The organism is Bacillus sp. V26 (genome assembly GCF_034296245.1).
GTDB classification, from domain to species: domain Bacteria; phylum Bacillota; class Bacilli; order Bacillales; family Bacillaceae; genus Bacillus; species Bacillus halotolerans.
On the sequence record NZ_JAXKQF010000007.1, the window covers coordinates 108460 to 123603 of the forward strand.

Annotated in this window: 17 protein-coding genes; all 17 read left to right on the plus strand. The window is 48.5% G+C overall.

Annotation, left to right across the window (positions count from 1 at the left end; all coding sequences use genetic code 11):
* Window positions 1-104: 104 nt before the first annotated feature.
* The 17 genes from UJ203_RS18025 to UJ203_RS18105 all read left to right on the plus strand — a co-directional run bounded on the left by UJ203_RS18025 (window position 105) and on the right by UJ203_RS18105 (window position 15036).
* Window positions 105-734: a TetR-like C-terminal domain-containing protein gene (locus UJ203_RS18025; RefSeq protein ID WP_322012954.1), complete on the plus strand. Its 630-nt coding sequence runs from the start codon at window positions 105-107 to the stop codon at window positions 732-734.
* Window positions 735-806: 72 nt separating this feature from the next.
* A complete protein-coding gene (gene cotJA, locus UJ203_RS18030; RefSeq protein ID WP_024120488.1) occupies window positions 807-1055 on the plus strand; it encodes a spore coat-associated protein CotJA in 249 nt (82 codons plus the stop codon).
* Window positions 1039-1302 (plus strand): spore coat protein CotJB, encoded by a 264-nt coding sequence (cotJB, locus tag UJ203_RS18035; RefSeq protein ID WP_024120489.1) that lies wholly within the window; start codon window positions 1039-1041, stop codon window positions 1300-1302. The genes cotJA and cotJB overlap by 17 nt, the downstream gene beginning before the upstream one ends.
* A 14-nt stretch (window positions 1303-1316) precedes the next feature.
* Window positions 1317-1886 carry a spore coat protein CotJC gene (cotJC, locus tag UJ203_RS18040; protein WP_024120490.1) on the plus strand — a complete coding sequence of 190 codons (570 nt, stop codon included), beginning with the start codon at window positions 1317-1319 and terminating at the stop codon, window positions 1884-1886.
* A 123-nt stretch (window positions 1887-2009) separates the two neighbouring features.
* Window positions 2010-2555, plus strand: a complete 546-nt coding sequence (locus UJ203_RS18045; RefSeq protein WP_105954767.1) for a GNAT family N-acetyltransferase — start codon at window positions 2010-2012, stop codon at window positions 2553-2555.
* A 52-nt stretch (window positions 2556-2607) separates the two neighbouring features.
* Window positions 2608-2889: a YesK-like family protein gene (locus UJ203_RS18050; RefSeq protein WP_305934946.1), complete on the plus strand. Its 282-nt coding sequence runs from the start codon at window positions 2608-2610 to the stop codon at window positions 2887-2889.
* 114 nt (window positions 2890-3003) lie between these two features.
* Window positions 3004-3633, plus strand: coding sequence for a YesL family protein (locus tag UJ203_RS18055; protein WP_322012961.1), 630 nt, complete (start codon window positions 3004-3006; stop codon window positions 3631-3633).
* Window positions 3630-5363 carry a sensor histidine kinase gene (locus UJ203_RS18060; protein ID WP_322012962.1) on the plus strand — a complete coding sequence of 578 codons (1734 nt, stop codon included), beginning with the start codon at window positions 3630-3632 and terminating at the stop codon, window positions 5361-5363. Before UJ203_RS18055 ends, UJ203_RS18060 begins: the two co-directional genes overlap by 4 nt.
* Window positions 5363-6478: a response regulator transcription factor gene (locus UJ203_RS18065; protein ID WP_248338655.1), complete on the plus strand. Its 1116-nt coding sequence runs from the start codon at window positions 5363-5365 to the stop codon at window positions 6476-6478. Before UJ203_RS18060 ends, UJ203_RS18065 begins: the two co-directional genes overlap by 1 nt.
* A 103-nt stretch (window positions 6479-6581) precedes the next feature.
* Window positions 6582-7865 (plus strand): ABC transporter substrate-binding protein, encoded by a 1284-nt coding sequence (locus tag UJ203_RS18070; RefSeq protein ID WP_322012967.1) that lies wholly within the window; start codon window positions 6582-6584, stop codon window positions 7863-7865.
* On the plus strand, window positions 7862-8791 hold the full coding sequence (locus UJ203_RS18075) for a carbohydrate ABC transporter permease (RefSeq protein ID WP_105991305.1): 930 nt from the start codon (window positions 7862-7864) through the stop codon (window positions 8789-8791). Before UJ203_RS18070 ends, UJ203_RS18075 begins: the two co-directional genes overlap by 4 nt.
* Window positions 8792-8794: 3 nt before the next feature.
* Window positions 8795-9685: a carbohydrate ABC transporter permease gene (locus UJ203_RS18080; RefSeq protein WP_059293888.1), complete on the plus strand. Its 891-nt coding sequence runs from the start codon at window positions 8795-8797 to the stop codon at window positions 9683-9685.
* Window positions 9686-9700: 15 nt separating this feature from the next.
* Window positions 9701-10735, plus strand: a complete 1035-nt coding sequence (gene yesR / locus UJ203_RS18085; RefSeq protein WP_322012971.1) for a rhamnogalacturonyl hydrolase YesR — start codon at window positions 9701-9703, stop codon at window positions 10733-10735.
* 22 nt (window positions 10736-10757) lie between these two features.
* Window positions 10758-13043, plus strand: a complete 2286-nt coding sequence (locus UJ203_RS18090; RefSeq protein ID WP_322012973.1) for an AraC family transcriptional regulator — start codon at window positions 10758-10760, stop codon at window positions 13041-13043.
* Between the two features lie 13 nt (window positions 13044-13056).
* Window positions 13057-13755, plus strand: a complete 699-nt coding sequence (locus UJ203_RS18095) for a rhamnogalacturonan acetylesterase (protein WP_105954774.1) — start codon at window positions 13057-13059, stop codon at window positions 13753-13755.
* Window positions 13748-14410: a YesU family protein gene (locus tag UJ203_RS18100; RefSeq protein ID WP_322012975.1), complete on the plus strand. Its 663-nt coding sequence runs from the start codon at window positions 13748-13750 to the stop codon at window positions 14408-14410. The genes UJ203_RS18095 and UJ203_RS18100 overlap by 8 nt, the downstream gene beginning before the upstream one ends.
* The gene (locus UJ203_RS18105; protein ID WP_248338667.1) at window positions 14407-15036 is read left to right on the plus strand and encodes a YesL family protein; all 630 of its coding nucleotides are present in this window, start codon (window positions 14407-14409) and stop codon (window positions 15034-15036) included. Before UJ203_RS18100 ends, UJ203_RS18105 begins: the two co-directional genes overlap by 4 nt.
* The last annotated feature ends 108 nt before the right edge of the window (window positions 15037-15144 follow it).

The following is a 15144-nucleotide window of genomic DNA, read 5'->3' on the forward strand; positions in this document are numbered from 1 at the left end:
TTTTGGGAAAAGGTCAATAAACAGAGAACGTGCAAACGTTTAGAAGAAGACATCAGCTGATGATTTGTCCAGAAGAAAATAAAAGTTAGACAAGGAGGTAAAAAATGTCTAAAAAGTATAAAGTAGATCCGAGAGTCAAAAGAACAAACAAATATCTAAGAGACGCTTTGATCGCACTGCTGAAAGAAAAAGAAGCCAATTCGATTACGATTCAGGAAATTACTGAAAAAGCGGATCTGACCCGCGGCACTTTTTATTTGCACTATCGGGATAAACAGGATTTTCTGTTTCAAAGCATGACGGAGGTTCTCGATGATTTAATCCGGCAGGTTAAGCCTGAGACGCCGGTGGAGCCGGTCAGTATGGATGAGGATCATCCGCCTGTTTCATTTGTGAGGCTCTTTGAGTACATCCATGAACACGCCGAGTACTTTCAAGTGATGCTGAGTGACAGAGGGCTTCCTCAATTCAGAAGTCTGATGGCGGAATTCGTTCAGAAACGAATTTACGAGGAATTGCTTTCATCCATTGAAGAATCTGAGAAACAGCTTCAAATTCCGAAAGAGATACTGGTCAGCTATATCACCTCCGCGCATATCGGGGTGATTTGTTCCTGGCTGGAGAGCGGCATGAAGTACAGTCCTTTCTTTATGGCGAATCAATTAACACGTTTAACGCTTTTGGGACCTCTCCGAATCGCAGGTATAGAAAAACAAATCAAGCTTCCTTATTAAGATTTTTGTCATAATGACGCTTCCTGCCTCATACCTATTAAGGTCATTGTTTTTGAGAAAGGAGGAGCCAGAATGAAGGATATGCAGCCGTTTACACCTGTTAAATCATACACGCCCTTTCACAGCCGTTTTGATCCCTGTCCGCCCATAGGGAAGAAATATTACAGAACGCCGCCTAACCTCTATATGACCTTTCAGCCTGAGCATATGGAGCAGTTTTCACCGATGGAGGCTTTAAGGAAAGGCACCCTTTGGAAGGATCTCTATGATTTTTATGAAAATCCTTATCGAGGGGGAGACACACATGACAAAAAAGGTTGATGCGGAATATTACCGCCAGCTTGAGCAGATTCAAGCAGCAGATTTTGTGCTTGTTGAGCTGAGTCTGTATTTAGATACACATCCTGATGATGAAGACGCGCTGAAGCAATTTAATCAATATTCCGGTTATTCGAGGCACTTAAAAAGACAGTTCGAATCATCTTACGGACCGCTTTTGCAGTACGGCAACAGTCCCGCGGGTGAGGATTGGGATTGGAATCGAGGGCCATGGCCGTGGCAAGTATAAGGAGGAATGCTTGAATGTGGGTGTATGAAAAGAAGCTGCAATATCCCGTCAAGGTCAGTACGTGCAATCCGACGCTGGCGAAGTATTTGATTGAGCAATATGGCGGAGCGGACGGCGAGCTGGCCGCGGCTCTCCGGTATTTGAACCAGCGTTATACCATTCCTGATAAGGTCATCGGCCTTTTAACAGATATCGGCACGGAGGAGTTTGCTCATCTGGAAATGATTGCGACGATGGTGTATAAGCTGACGAAAGATGCGACGCCGGAGCAGCTGCGTGAAGCCGGGCTTGGCGATCATTACGCGAATCATGACGGCGCGCTTTTTTATCACAATGCGGCGGGGGTGCCTTTTACGGCAAGCTATATTCAGGCGAAAGGCGATCCGATTGCGGATTTGTATGAAGATATCGCAGCAGAAGAAAAAGCGCGGGCGACGTATCAGTGGCTGATTGATATTTCGGATGATCCTGATTTGAACGATTCTCTGCGGTTTTTGCGTGAACGTGAAATTGTGCATTCTATGCGCTTCAGGGAAGCGGTTGAGATTTTAAAAGAAGAACGGGATAAGAAGAAACTCTTTTAACAGGCAGCGGGGGCTCCCTTCATGCGTCCTTTTACATACAGACAAAATATTCTGTTTTTTTGTCGTTTGCTTGCATTATAATGAAGGTATGCATGTAAGTTTAGTTTTGATCGGGGGGCCTTTATGACATCTTTTAAGATTACGAAAGAAACTGTCGCAAATGATTTTTACGCCGGCCTGGCAGATCGTGAGGATGCAGAGCAAATAACGGGACTGCTCGTCCGTACGGCTGAATGGCTGCGGGACCAGGGCTCTGACCAATGGAGCGGGCTGCTGGAGGGGCATGACTCACATGATATTGTTGGCTCAATTGAAAGCGGACACGTGTTTGTGTTCCAGAAAGATCAAGAGCTGGCTGGTGTAGTGATGCTTCTGCCTGAGCCGAGCGAGTGGGACAGAACGCTTTGGGGAGACGAGGGACACGAAGAGTCCATTTATTTGCATCGTCTGGCGGTCAGCCGCCGGTTTGCGGGGAATGGGCTTGGGGCCGAGATTCTCACATGGACGGAGACAGGTGTTGAGTATCCGGGGAAGAAGCGGATCCGTCTTGATTGTGTTGCTGATAACGACGCCTTGCATTCCTTCTACCGGAGAATGGGATATGAATTCAAGGGATCAGATGCCTCGGGGTTTCATTTGTTTGAGAAAGAACTGAACAAGTCAGAATAAGCGTCCTTTTTAGGGGGCTTTTTTGCTTTTTTGAAAAGGGAGGACAGGGCGGATGATCTTTTTTTATGTGATGGCCATTGCGACGGCTTGTATTTCCGCTTGTGTCTCCATTTTTCTGCAGTTGAGGATGCCCCAAAATAAATGGCCGGAATGGATACTGGGTGGGCTGCTTGTTCTCGGTGTGATCACAATTTGGTGCAGCATCTTTTTTGTCGGCGGCTGGGATGGCATGGCGCTGGGCATGCTTGGGATTCATGTGATAGTCGGAGCGTTTGCCGGGTACTTGATCGAGACGGTGTTCCGGCTGCTGAAAAGGCAAATCAGGAGAAGGTAAGACATGTGCCGTCTCAAATGATGTCGAATTTTTTACGGGACGGCAGGAATTTTCTTTCGAGTGGAGAAATACATATTACTTTACAATGAAAGCGTTTTCTGTAGTGGGAAGGTGATGTCGATGATACATAGCCTGACAAATGGGCTGAATCGTTTTTGTACATGGGTGATGAGACTGGCTTATGTAAATGTGCTGTGGATCTTGTTTTCTCTTGCCGGGCTCGTCGTGTTTGGGTTGATGCCTGCTACGGCCGCGATGTTTTCAGTGGCGAGAGAGTGGGCGAAGGGGAACACGGATGTCCCGGTGTTTTCTGTGTTTATCCGGACGTTTAAGAAGGAGTGGGGTGCATCTCAGCTGTTGGGGCTCATTCTTGTGACGGCCGGCTTGTTTTTGTTTGCGGATATACGGATTGCCGCTCAGATGAATCAGCCTGTGCTGGTGAATGTGTTTATGAGCATCGGATTGATTTTCGTGTTTGTGCTGTTATATGTGTTTCCGGTCTTTTCTCATTTTGATGTAAAGCTCAGACAGGTGCTGAGCATCAGCTTTTTGATTGCCTTCAGCCGGCCATTGGTGACGCTGATGATGGCAGCGGGTGCGGTCGGAATGTTGTTTCTAGTGCTGTTTCATGTGACGTTTTTGCTGTTTTTCAGCGGCAGCGCGCTGAGCTTGTTGTTAACGAAGCTGTCCTTTACAGCATTTATGTCAATAGATCAGCGCCAGGAGAAAGAAAAGGCGGCATGAAAGAAAGAGTCGCGGACTGGTACAGGCGGATGAAGATTAAGGATAAGCTGTTTGTGTTTCTGTCATTGATCATGGCCGTGTCCTTTCTGTTTGTATACAGCGGGGTGCAGTACGCTTTTCATGTCTATGATGAGCAGATTTACCGCAAATCCTCGGAGGTCCTGCGGATGTCTTCTGAACGGATTGAAGACGAGCTGAAGAAAATTGAAGATGTATCGTATGAAATCATTACCGATGAACAAATTCAGCGCATTCTCAGCATGCAAAACCGTGATGATACGTATGACCAGTATCAAATGAAGCAGGAGCTGTGGGATCAGCTTGCGCAATATGCCGGCGATGAAAAGTACATTGATTCGATTCATTTGATTGATGCCCGCGGCTCAGAGTATTCCGCCGGAAGCAGTTCATCGGACCTTATGAAACAGCAGCAGGAAGAGGTATTTGAACGGGCGAAAGCGCAAAAAGGCAGGAATCTTTGGATGACCTTGGGCAATTCAGATCCTGTCCTGATTTCAGCGCGGCAAATCAGATCGTTTCATCAGCTGAGTTTAAATGGCTTGGGAATGGTGCTGATTCAAGTGAATGTGAAACAGATGATTCGTGACTTGCCGAAGGATTGGGGCGATTCGGTCGGAGACATGATGATCGCAGACAAGGACGGCAATCTTGTGTATTCGGCACATGCATCGGTGCTTACGCCCGAGATGACAAAGCAGACGCTGCGGCATCCTGGTTATGACTTGGTAAAAAAGAATGGCAAACGTTATTTTATTTCTTTCCTTCAATCATCCTATCAAAACTGGAGCTACTACAATGTCATCCCCTTTGATCAGATGTTCGCGAAAATTTCCTTTATGAAAACGGTGATCGGTACGTGTTTTCTTTTGTTTTTCAGTGTGGTTTTGCTTTTCGGGCGGAAGATTGCCAACAGCATCACAGAGCCGATCGAGCAGCTTGTGTCCGCAATGAAATCGGTGCAGCACGGCGGGATTGAGGCGGGCGTGTCGCTGTCACTGCCGGAACATACACAAGATGAGGCCGGAACGCTGAACCGCCATTTTACCGTGATGATGAAGCGGATCAATGAGCTGATGGAAGAAAATGTGGAAAAGCAGCTTATTATTAAAGAAACAGAGTTGAAGGCGCTGCAAGCCCAGATCAACCCGCATTTTTTGTATAACACGCTTGAGTCCATCAATTGGCTGGCGAAAGCGAATCAGCAGAAGCAAATTTCTCAAATGGTGGAATCGCTCGGTTTTCTCCTGCGAAACAGCATTCATATCAAAGAAGATACAGTGACCCTTCAGGAGGAGGCGGATATTGTGCTTCACTATATGACGATTCAGCGGTTCCGGTTTGAGGAGCGCTTGAACTTCACACTGGACATCGCCGATGAGGTGAAGCATTGCCGAATTCCGAAGCTGACACTCCAGCCGCTGGCGGAGAATGCGATTCAATACGCGCTTGAGCCTTTTACTCGGCCATGCGCCATCCGCCTTCAAGCGAAAAAAACGGAGGACTGCGTCTGTATTACTGTCGAAGATAATGGGCCCGGCATGGACGAACGTATTCTTGAAAAAACGGGCAGAAGAGGGATCGGGCTCTGGAATATTCATGAACGCATCCGACTGATGTTCGGGGAGCCGTATGGCTTACGCATTCAAAGCGAGAAAGGGAAGGGAACGGCGATTTTGCTGACAATACCGTGCCGAAATGAGGTGGTGTGATGTACAAAATACTGCTTGCTGATGATGAGAGAATCATTCTTGACGGAATGGCAGGGATCATTGAGTGGGAGACGCTTGGCGCTTCTTTAGTCGGCAAAGCGCAGAACGGAATTGAAGCGTATGAGAAGATCGTAAACAAGCAGCCGCATATCGTCATCACTGATGTAAAAATGCCCGGTATGGACGGGCTTGAGCTGATCAAAAAGGTGTCAGCCGTCTGCCCGTCCGTGCAATTTATCGTCCTGTCTGGTTTTGGGGAGTTTGAGTACGCGAAGGAAGCGATGAAATACGGGGTAAGGCATTATTTGCTGAAACCCTGCAATGAACAGCAGATTATCCGTTCATTAGAGGAAATCATCGCCGAGCTGAAGCTGCATGATGTGCGGAAGAAGAAAGCCGCCCACCTGAAACATGAGCTGAATCATATCCGTTCCTTTGCGGCTGATCAATACCTGGAAGGTTTGATTGCCGGTGTCACCCACCTGTCTCCGCCGCCTTCGCTTGCAGGTAAGAAGATTCGCCTTATCATCGCGGAGAACACTCAGCCTGAAGATTCTGCCGCCAGAGAGGCGTTTGGTTCCGCGCTGACAGCTTTTTGCTGCAGCGGAGGACGTGCGGTGTTTGCCGTGGAGGAGGGCACGCCTGATCTGGAGAAAAAGGCGGCAGATGGCTTTGCAGGCTGCCGGGTAATCATCAGCCGGACGGGGGAGCTGCGGGACGCAGGACAGCTGTTCCGGGAAGCAACTGAAACGGCCGGTGACCAAAAGCGGAGTGATTTGATTTCTAAAATCACCAGGCTTGTCGCCGACGAACTTGGCAATCCGAATCTCTCTCTAAAATGGGCAGCAAAAGATATGCTGTTTATGAACCCTGATTATTTGGGGAAAATCTTTAAGCAGGAGACAGGCGAAAAGTTTTCCCAATATGTTACGCGGGTGCGTCTTGAGCATGCGATGAAGCAGATGAAGCTGAGGCGGGATGTGAGTGTATCAGAAATTGCGGAAGAAATCGGATTCGGTGATAATCCGAAGTATTTCAGTCTCGTCTTTAAAAAATATACCGGTCTGACACCGTCAGAATTCAGAAGAAAACAGGGAGGCGCTTCCGCAGGATAGCCATCTCTGTTTTTTTAACTTTCGCCACTGTTTTTTGAGTGTTTCGCCCCGTTATAACCCTTTAAAATGAAATGTAAGCACTTACATTAAAGGGGGGATTGATGTGAAGAAGGTTTATTACGTGCTGCTGTCACTTGTGTGCGTCTTGTTTTTCAGCGGATGTTCTGCGGGTGAAGAAGCGTCAGGGAAAAAGGAAGACATTACGCTCAGAATCGCATGGTGGGGCGGACAGCCGCGGCATGACTATACAACAAAGGTCATTGAATTATATGAGAAAAAGAATCCGCACGTCCATATTGAAGCGGAATTTGCGAACTGGGATGACTATTGGAAGAAGCTTGCGCCAATGTCTGCCGCGGGCCAGCTGCCTGATGTCATTCAAATGGATACGGCATATTTGGCGCAATACGGAAAGAAAAATCAGCTTGAGGATTTATCGCCATATATGAAGGACGGAACAATTGATGTCAGTTCAATCGATGAAAATATGCTGTCCGGCGGAAAGATTGACGGAAAGCTTTACGGATTTACACTTGGGGTCAACGTGCTTTCTGTGATTGCCAATGATGATCTGCTGAAGAAAGCCGGTGCTTCAATTCAGCAGGAAAACTGGACGTGGAAGGATTATGAGAAGCTGGCGTACGAGCTGCAGGAAAAAGCCGGCATATACGGTTCTAACGGAATGCACCCGCCTGATATTTTCTTCCCGTATTATTTGCGCACGAAGGGTGAGCGTTTTTATAAAGAGGACGGCACGGGCCTTGCGTATCAGGATGACAAGCTGTTTGTTGACTATTTTGAGCGGCAGCTGAGACTGGTCAAAGCAAAAACGTCGCCAACACCGGACGAAAGCGCCCAAATTAAAGGGATGGAAGATGACTTTATTGTCAAAGGCAAATCAGCCATTACATGGAACTACTCGAATCAATATTTAGGCTTTGCCCGGCTGACAGACTCGCCGCTTTCTCTCTATCTGCCGCCGCAGCAAATGAAGGAAAAAGCGCTGACGCTGAAGCCGAGTATGCTGTTTTCTATTCCGAAAAGCTCTGAGCATAAAAAAGAGGCCGCGAAATTCATTGATTTCTTCGTGAATAATGAAGAAGCGAACCAGCTGATTAAAGGCGAGCGGGGCGTTCCGGTATCCGACAAGGTGGCAGATGCCATTAAACCGGGGCTGAATGAGGAAGAGGCCAACATTGTGGAATATGTGGAAGCCGCGTCGAAAAATATCAGCAAAGCCGATCCGCCGGAGCCGGTGGGAAGCGCGGAGGTTATTAAGCTGCTGAAGGATACGTCTGATCAGATTCTGTATCAGAAGGTATCGCCGGAAAAAGCCGCCAAAACATTCCGGAAGCAGGCCAATGACATTTTAGAGAGGAATAATTGACGGGAAATGGGGCTGACAGAATGAAAATAAGCCGGAGTATGAGAAAAGACAATCTGGCGGGATATGCTTTTATTTCTCCGTTTATTATCGGCTTCTTCTGTTTTACGGTGATTCCGATGGGCGCGTCCCTGTTTCTGTCGTTTACAAGCTACGACCTGTTTACGGCGCCGAAGTGGATTGGGCTCGATAACTATAAGGAAATGTTTACGGGTGACGAAAAGTATTGGCAGTCGCTGAAGGTCACTTTCACGTACGTGCTTGCCGGGGTTCCGCTCCGCCTCGGCTTCGCGCTTTTTATTGCCGTCATTTTAAACAATGCGGCAAAGGGGACGGCTATCTACAGGACGCTGTTTTATCTGCCTTCTATCATCGGCGGAAGTGTGGCTGTTGCCATTATGTGGCGCAATATTTTCGGCAATGACGGGGTCATCAATGCGCTGCTGTTTTTTGTCGGGATCGATCAAAAAATTCTCTGGTACCAAGACCCGACAAGCGCGTTATGGACGCTGATTCTGCTGTCCGTCTGGCAGTTTGGGTCATCCATGCTGATTTTTCTGGCCGGGCTGAAAAACATTCCGGCATCGTACTTGGAGGCGGCCAGCGTGGACGGCGCAAACCGCGTACAGCGCTTCTTTAAGATCACGCTTCCGATGCTGACGCCGATTATTTTCTTTAACCTGGTCATGCAGACGATTTCTGCTTTTATGACCTTTACCCCGGCCTATATCATCTCAAAAGGCGAGGGCGGTCCGCTTGACGGGACGCTATTGTATTCACTCTATTTGTTCCAGCGGGCGTTTAACTATTTTCAAATGGGCTACGCCTCGGCGATGGCGTGGATCATGCTTATCATTGTCGGGCTGATTACGCTGATTTTATTTAAAACATCATCATATTGGGTTCACTACGAATCAAAGGAGGAATAACGGATGGAGCCGGTCAACCAGCCTGTCAGGCAAGCCCCGGTGTTTGAAGGGAAAAAAGCCGGGCGCATCAAGCCAAAGCGCATTCTGTTCCATGTTTTTACGGCGTCACTGGCGGTGTTATTGCTGTATCCCGTCATTTGGCTGTTTGTCAGTTCTTTTAAAGAAAGCTCCAGTATTTTCACAACCTCTCATTCTCTCATTCCAGATCCTTTTATTCTCAGCAATTATGCTGAAGGGTGGAAGGGCATTGCGGGTCAGCCGTTTTTGACCTTTATTAAAAACTCGGCGATCATTGTCGGGCTGTCTACAATCGGCGCCGTTCTGTCATCGGCTGTCATTGCCTACGGCTTTGCGCGCATCCCGTTTAAAGGAAAAGCATTTTGGTTCGCCTGTATGATGGGGACGTTAATGCTGCCGCATGAAGTGCTGATGATTCCGCAGTACATTATGTTTGCGAAATTAGACTGGCTGAATTCTTTTAAACCGATTGTCGTTCCGCAATTTTTCGGGCATGCGTTTTTTATCTTTCTGATGATCCAGTTTATCCGGACGATCCCTGAGGAGCTGGATGAAGCAGCGAGAATTGACGGGTGCGGGCGCTTTGCCTGTTTTTGGCGGATCATTCTGCCGCTCATTGCACCGGCGCTTGCGACGTCTGCGATTTTTTCTTTCTATTGGAAGTGGGAGGAGCTGATTCAGCCGCTCTTATATTTGAATAAGCCGGAGCTTTATCCTGTTTCACTTGCGCTGAAGCTTTTCCTCGATACGGAATCCGCTTCGAACTGGGGCGCGATGTTTGCCATGTCGGCCGTCTCTTTGCTGCCTGTGATTCTCGTATTCTTTCTGTTTCAAAAATATATCGTTCAGGGCATCAGTACGACCGGATTAAAATAAAAAGGAGTGTTGCAGATGGCACAGCTTATCTTTGATGAAGAAAAGGTCACATCCGTGATTGACCGAATCGTGAAACGGACATTTCAAATGGATTTTGCGTGGGATTGGCCAGGCGGCGTCGCATTTTACGGCGTGGCGGAGGCGTATGAAGCGACGGAAAACGAGGAGTATATCAAACTGTTAAAAACGTGGGTGGATGAACAGCTTGAGGATGGGCTGCCGCCGCTGTCGATCAACGGTGTATCAATCGGCCATACGCTTTTGTTTCTGCATCAGGTGACGGGAGATCACGTCTATTTGGAAACGGCTGGCGAGATGGCGGAATATGTGCTTCATCATGCGCCGCGCTTTAGAGAAGGTATTCTTCAGCATACGGTGAACTCGGCGGATTATGTGTTTCCTGAGCAGGCATGGGCGGATACGCTGATGATGGCGGGGCTGTTTATGCTGAGAATCGGCCGTGTGATGGAGCGTGAGGATTACTTCGAGGACGGCCTGCGCCAGTTTCATGGACATGAGGACGTGCTGCAGGACCCCGTAACCAATCTGTATTACCATGCCTGGGACAACAAAGCGCAAAACCACCTGTCGGGGATTTATTGGGGCCGGGCGAATGGCTGGGCTGCGCTCACGATGGCAAAAGCGCTCCCGCTCATTGAGGTGACGCATCCTTCTTTTATGATCATTGACGGATCGCTCAGAGACCAGCTGAGCGCGCTTGTCCGGCTGCAGGACGATTCAGGGCTGTGGCATACCATTTTGGATGATCCGGATTCGTATTTGGAGGTTTCGGCATCGGCGGGCATTGCCTCTGCTTTGCTGTCGAGCGGGAAGCTCTATACAAAATACGCGCAGAAATCACTTGCCGCCATTTTGGATGCGGTGGAAGAGGACGGACGGGTCAGCAAAGTATCCGCGGGCACAGCCGTCATGAAAAATGCGGAAGGATACAAACAAGTGCCTTACAAACGAATACAAGGCTGGGGACAGGGGCTTGCACTCACATTTCTCGCTGATGTGCTGAGAACGAAAAAACGCGTGTATCAGTAAAGACGGCGGCGGGGGGAAAGGGATGAAAAAACAGCCTCAACAGAAAGAACGGGTTTCACACTGGAAGGGAACGTATTTCAAAAGAAACTTTGTTTTCATTTTGCTGATTGCCTGTATTCCCGGACTGCTGACAGGCGGGGCCATCTACTTTTTGTCTATCGATAAGGTGGAGAAAGAGCTGCAAAAGTCGCATGAAACACAGGTGGCGCGTGAAGTCAGCCGGATGGATGAGAAGCTGGAAGACCTTGAGCTGACGCTTGCCCAAATGGCATACGATTCCTCGCTGATGAACGGATTGGCCGAAAAGGATTTGGAGAAAGACTTTACATTCTCCTATCAATTAACGAAAAAGCTGTTTCTATTGCGGGACCAGCAGCCGCTGATTCAGCAGGCTTCTATCTTTCTGAACAGCCCCCGGCCTCTTGTGCTGAGCCCTGAATACAGCGCGCTGACAGAACAGGATACGCTTCACAAATACCGCTCGCTTCTCGACTCCGATCGGAGTATTTATTGGAGCCGATCGGGAAAAGACGCCGCGCTGATTCAGCTCATTCCGGGTGCGGCTGAGAAACCGTTTGGCGCGATCATGCTGACGGTAGATCCGAAAGAAATGGATGCGCTCCTGCAAAGTTTGTCTCCTTATCCTGAAGGCAGCGCGCTTCTTCTGGATCAAAAGCGTGAGGTGCTTTTCCATGGAGGAGAAAAGGATTTTGAAAATGCTTTAATGAATGAGGTGAAAAAACAGCCTCACCAGAAAGGCCATTTTCAGATGGATTGGGACGGCACGGTGTATTCCGTCTCCTATGGAGAAATGAAGCGAATGCATCAGAAGTGGACCTTTGTTTCTGCAGCGCCTCTTTCAGTCATTACAGCGCCGATGGTGTTTTTATCAAAGGTGATTATTGTGATGCTAGTCATTTGTATCGGCTTGGCTGTGTGCATGACGTGGTACGCTTCAAAGAAAATTTATCGCCCGATTCAGCATCTGCTCGGACTGTTTACGGGAGGAGAGAGAAAAACATGGCAGGCGTCAGGCCAGGATGAATTTAAGTGGATAGAAAAGAGATGGCATGATCTTTCCCTTGAGAGCCGAAAGCTTCAAGAGCAGCTGCTCCGGCAGACGCCCCATATGAAAAAGAGTTTTTTGCAGCATCTGCTTCAGGGTGATTTTTATTATGACACAGAGGACAGTCTCAGATCGCGGATGGAGGATGCGGGCTGGGACATCGGGGAACACGTATTTCACGTGCTTGATCTTCAGGTGACAGGGCTTCGTGGTGATAAGAGCATGTTCTATACCGATGATGAACAGCTTGCTGTGTTTACACTGACCAATTTACATGAGGAACTTGCGGCAAACCGCCGTTTTCAACCTTCAATTCTTGATATTGGCCGCCTTTCCGTCACCGTGCTTGTGATGAAAACGAGCGGCTCGGATCTGAGGGGATATGTTTCAGAGCTGGCCCGCATATTTGGTGCTGTCACGGGACTAAGCCTGACCGGAACAATGAGCAGGCAATCGGCCCGTATTATGGATATCCCATCTCTGTTTAAGGATGTGAAAAGCGGCAAATCCCGCAGGTGTTTTGCCAATCGCCATCAGATCATAGATTTGCAGGATGATGTTTTTCAGGCTGAGCCATCCGCACCCTGCTATCCTTTTGAACTTGAAAAGCAAATCGTTCAGGCCATTCGGCTGGAAAGAAAAGAGGAAGCAGAAGAGCTGATTCGCTTATGTATGGATGAACTGGCCGAAAAGGCGGTCAGCGACAGACAAGTGCATTCTGCGCTGATTCAGCTGTTTTCCCGCATCCAGGAGGATATTCTGCATTCCGGCCTTCATCCGAGCGAGCTGTTTGGCAACAGGGATATGCTTCGCGAAATATCTGAGCTGCATGAGCCTGTCCAAGCGGCTGCCTGGCTGATGGTTGCGGTTGTCACCCCGTATCTCGCCAAACTTGAAGGCAGGAAAAACAGACAGCAAAAACAGGTGGCAGAACGTGTGATTGCGATGATTCATGAGCAGTATATGGCGGATCTTTCTCTTGAAAGCTGCGCGGATGCGCTGGGTATGAATTCTTATACCTTGAGCAAGGCCTTTAAACAAGTGACGGGCGTTAATTTTATTGATTATGTGACCCGCATCAGAATCGAAAAAGCAAAAGAACTGCTGGTAAATACGAATAAAAAAATTCATGATGTGTCAGAAGAAGTCGGCTATCGCCACAATTATTTCAACCGGATTTTTAAAAAGCAGGTCGGCATGCCGCCGGGAGTTTTCAGGCAAATGTATCAGGAAACGCCGTGAAAGGAGAGGACATGTGATGGAAAAACCGATTCAGGTGTTTTTAGCAGGGGATTCCACCGTAAGCGACTGCCCGCCGCATGAAGCGCCGATGGCAGGCTGGGGGCAGGTTTTCGGTCAATTGTTCACTGAACAGGTGAAGGTGCGCAATCACGCCAAAGGGGGAGCAAGCACCAACTCTTTTGTGGAGGAAGGAAGGCTTCGGGCGATTGCTGAGCGTATATCACAAGGCGATTATTTGTTTATCCAATTCGGCCACAATGACCAGAAACCGCGGGGGACGAAGCCGTACTCGACGTATCAGCAATATCTCACTTTGTTTGCGGACACAGCACGAGAAAAAGGAGCGCAGCCTGTGTTCGTTACATCAGTGCAGCGCCGCCGCTTTGATGAAAACGGAAGGATTGAGCACACGCTCGGTGAGTATCCGGATGCGATGAAAGCGTTAGCGAAGGAGCTTGATGTGCCGGTTATTGATTTGTTAACGAAAACGAAGGCGCTTTATGAAGCATACGGACCGGAGGAGTCAAAGCGTTTGTTCGTGTGGCTTCAGCCGAATGAACATCCGAATTATCCAGATGGCATTGAGGATAATACGCATTTTTCAGAAGAAGGGGCCATGGAGGTTGCGAAGCTCGTTGCTGAAGGCATCGAAGAAATCGGCTTGCCGCTGAAGCACCATCTCGTGAGCCGGGAGGGGAAAGAACATGTATAAAGAAGGCGCATGCCTGTACCGCAATCCGCTCCGTTCAGCAAGCGATGTGAAGGACTGGCGGATGGAGGGAGGCGGGCAGGTTTCATTCGAAGATTACCGTATGCACCTGTCACATGTACAGGACGAAGCGCACTTTGTTTATTGGTACCCGGAAACATTTCCCGACGGTATCATTGTGAAGTGGGATTTTTACCCGATTGAACAGCCGGGACTGTGTATGCTGTTTTTCGCAGCTGCCGGCATCGGAGGCGAGGACTTATTTGACCCGCGACTCAAGAAAAGAACAGGAAAGTACCCCGAATACCATTCCGGAGACATCAATGCGCTCCATCTGTCGTATTTCCGCAGAAAATACCCGGAGGAAAGAGCGTTCCGCACCTGCAATTTAAGAAAAAGCCGCGGTTTCCACCTCGCTGCAATGGGAGCTGATCCGCTGCCTTCTCCGGACGACGCTGATTCCCCGTATCATATGAAGCTTATTAAGGATAAAGGGTATGTGCATTTTTCGATCAATGATCTGCCCATTCTGGAGTGGCAGGATGACGGAAGCTCATTCGGACCTGTGTTAACGAAAGGAAAAATCGGGCTGAGGCAAATGGCGCCGATGAAAGCCGCTTATCGTGATTTGTCTGTGCACCAAGCGGTGAAAAGATGAAGACGACTGTGACGGATGCGCTTTATGCAGGCTGTGAAGCGGTTGTGAAAATCGCGTGGCTGAACGGGCTGTGGCTGTTGTTTACACTTTTGGGCGGCGTTCTTTTCGGATGGGCGCCGAGCACAGCCGCGATGTGTGCCGTCATACGGAAATGGCTGATGGGGCAAAAAGATGTCCCGGTATTTGCGTTATTTCTGGATACTTACAAAAAAGAGTTTCTGAAGGTCAATGCGATTGGACTTGCGTTTTTTGCCCTTTTGCTTATTTTGTCGGCTAATTATTATTATTTTTCGGAAAGTGCGGATTGGCTGTCCTTTACCGTGACGAGCTGCACCCTCTTGGCGGGGCTTTTGTATACCGTCGCGCTCATGTATGTGTTTCCTCTTTATGTGCATTACGAGCTTCCCCTTCGCCAATATATTCCGCAAGCGCTGCTGTTTGGCGCCATGCGGCCGCTGACCACCGGCTGCATGCTGATCGGCTGCGGATTTGTGCTTTATTTGCTGTATACGCTTCCGGGCCTGATCCCATTTTACGGCCCAAGTTTATTTGGGCTCGTGTCGATGTTTTTTGCTTTCAGAGGGTTTCAAAAAACAGAGGCGCAGCACCGCCATCAGGCCGGATAAACAAAAAAATGACAAACGGGCAAAAAAGTGCAGCCAATCAAAAACGTTTATGCAAAAATGTGACATTGAAGACAGCTCCTCAAGCGCATAAAATCCAATTTAAGTAAG

Excerpts from the sequence above, each read along its gene's own strand:
- UJ203_RS18025 (WP_322012954.1), top strand. The coding sequence starts at position 105 with ATGTCTAAAAAGTATAAAGTAGATCCGAGAGTCAAAAGAACAAACAAA.
- cotJA (WP_024120488.1), top strand. The coding sequence starts at position 807 with ATGAAGGATATGCAGCCGTTTACACCTGTTAAATCATACACGCCCTTT.
- cotJB (WP_024120489.1), top strand. The coding sequence starts at position 1,039 with ATGACAAAAAAGGTTGATGCGGAATATTACCGCCAGCTTGAGCAGATT.
- cotJC (WP_024120490.1), top strand. The coding sequence starts at position 1,317 with ATGTGGGTGTATGAAAAGAAGCTGCAATATCCCGTCAAGGTCAGTACG.
- UJ203_RS18045 (WP_105954767.1), top strand. The coding sequence starts at position 2,010 with ATGACATCTTTTAAGATTACGAAAGAAACTGTCGCAAATGATTTTTAC.
- UJ203_RS18050 (WP_305934946.1), top strand. The coding sequence starts at position 2,608 with ATGATCTTTTTTTATGTGATGGCCATTGCGACGGCTTGTATTTCCGCT.
- UJ203_RS18055 (WP_322012961.1), top strand. The coding sequence starts at position 3,004 with ATGTCGATGATACATAGCCTGACAAATGGGCTGAATCGTTTTTGTACA.
- UJ203_RS18060 (WP_322012962.1), top strand. The coding sequence starts at position 3,630 with ATGAAAGAAAGAGTCGCGGACTGGTACAGGCGGATGAAGATTAAGGAT.
- UJ203_RS18065 (WP_248338655.1), top strand. The coding sequence starts at position 5,363 with ATGTACAAAATACTGCTTGCTGATGATGAGAGAATCATTCTTGACGGA.
- UJ203_RS18080 (WP_059293888.1), top strand. The coding sequence starts at position 8,795 with ATGGAGCCGGTCAACCAGCCTGTCAGGCAAGCCCCGGTGTTTGAAGGG.
- yesR (WP_322012971.1), top strand. The coding sequence starts at position 9,701 with ATGGCACAGCTTATCTTTGATGAAGAAAAGGTCACATCCGTGATTGAC.
- UJ203_RS18090 (WP_322012973.1), top strand. The coding sequence starts at position 10,758 with ATGAAAAAACAGCCTCAACAGAAAGAACGGGTTTCACACTGGAAGGGA.
- UJ203_RS18100 (WP_322012975.1), top strand. The coding sequence starts at position 13,748 with ATGTATAAAGAAGGCGCATGCCTGTACCGCAATCCGCTCCGTTCAGCA.
- UJ203_RS18105 (WP_248338667.1), top strand. The coding sequence starts at position 14,407 with ATGAAGACGACTGTGACGGATGCGCTTTATGCAGGCTGTGAAGCGGTT.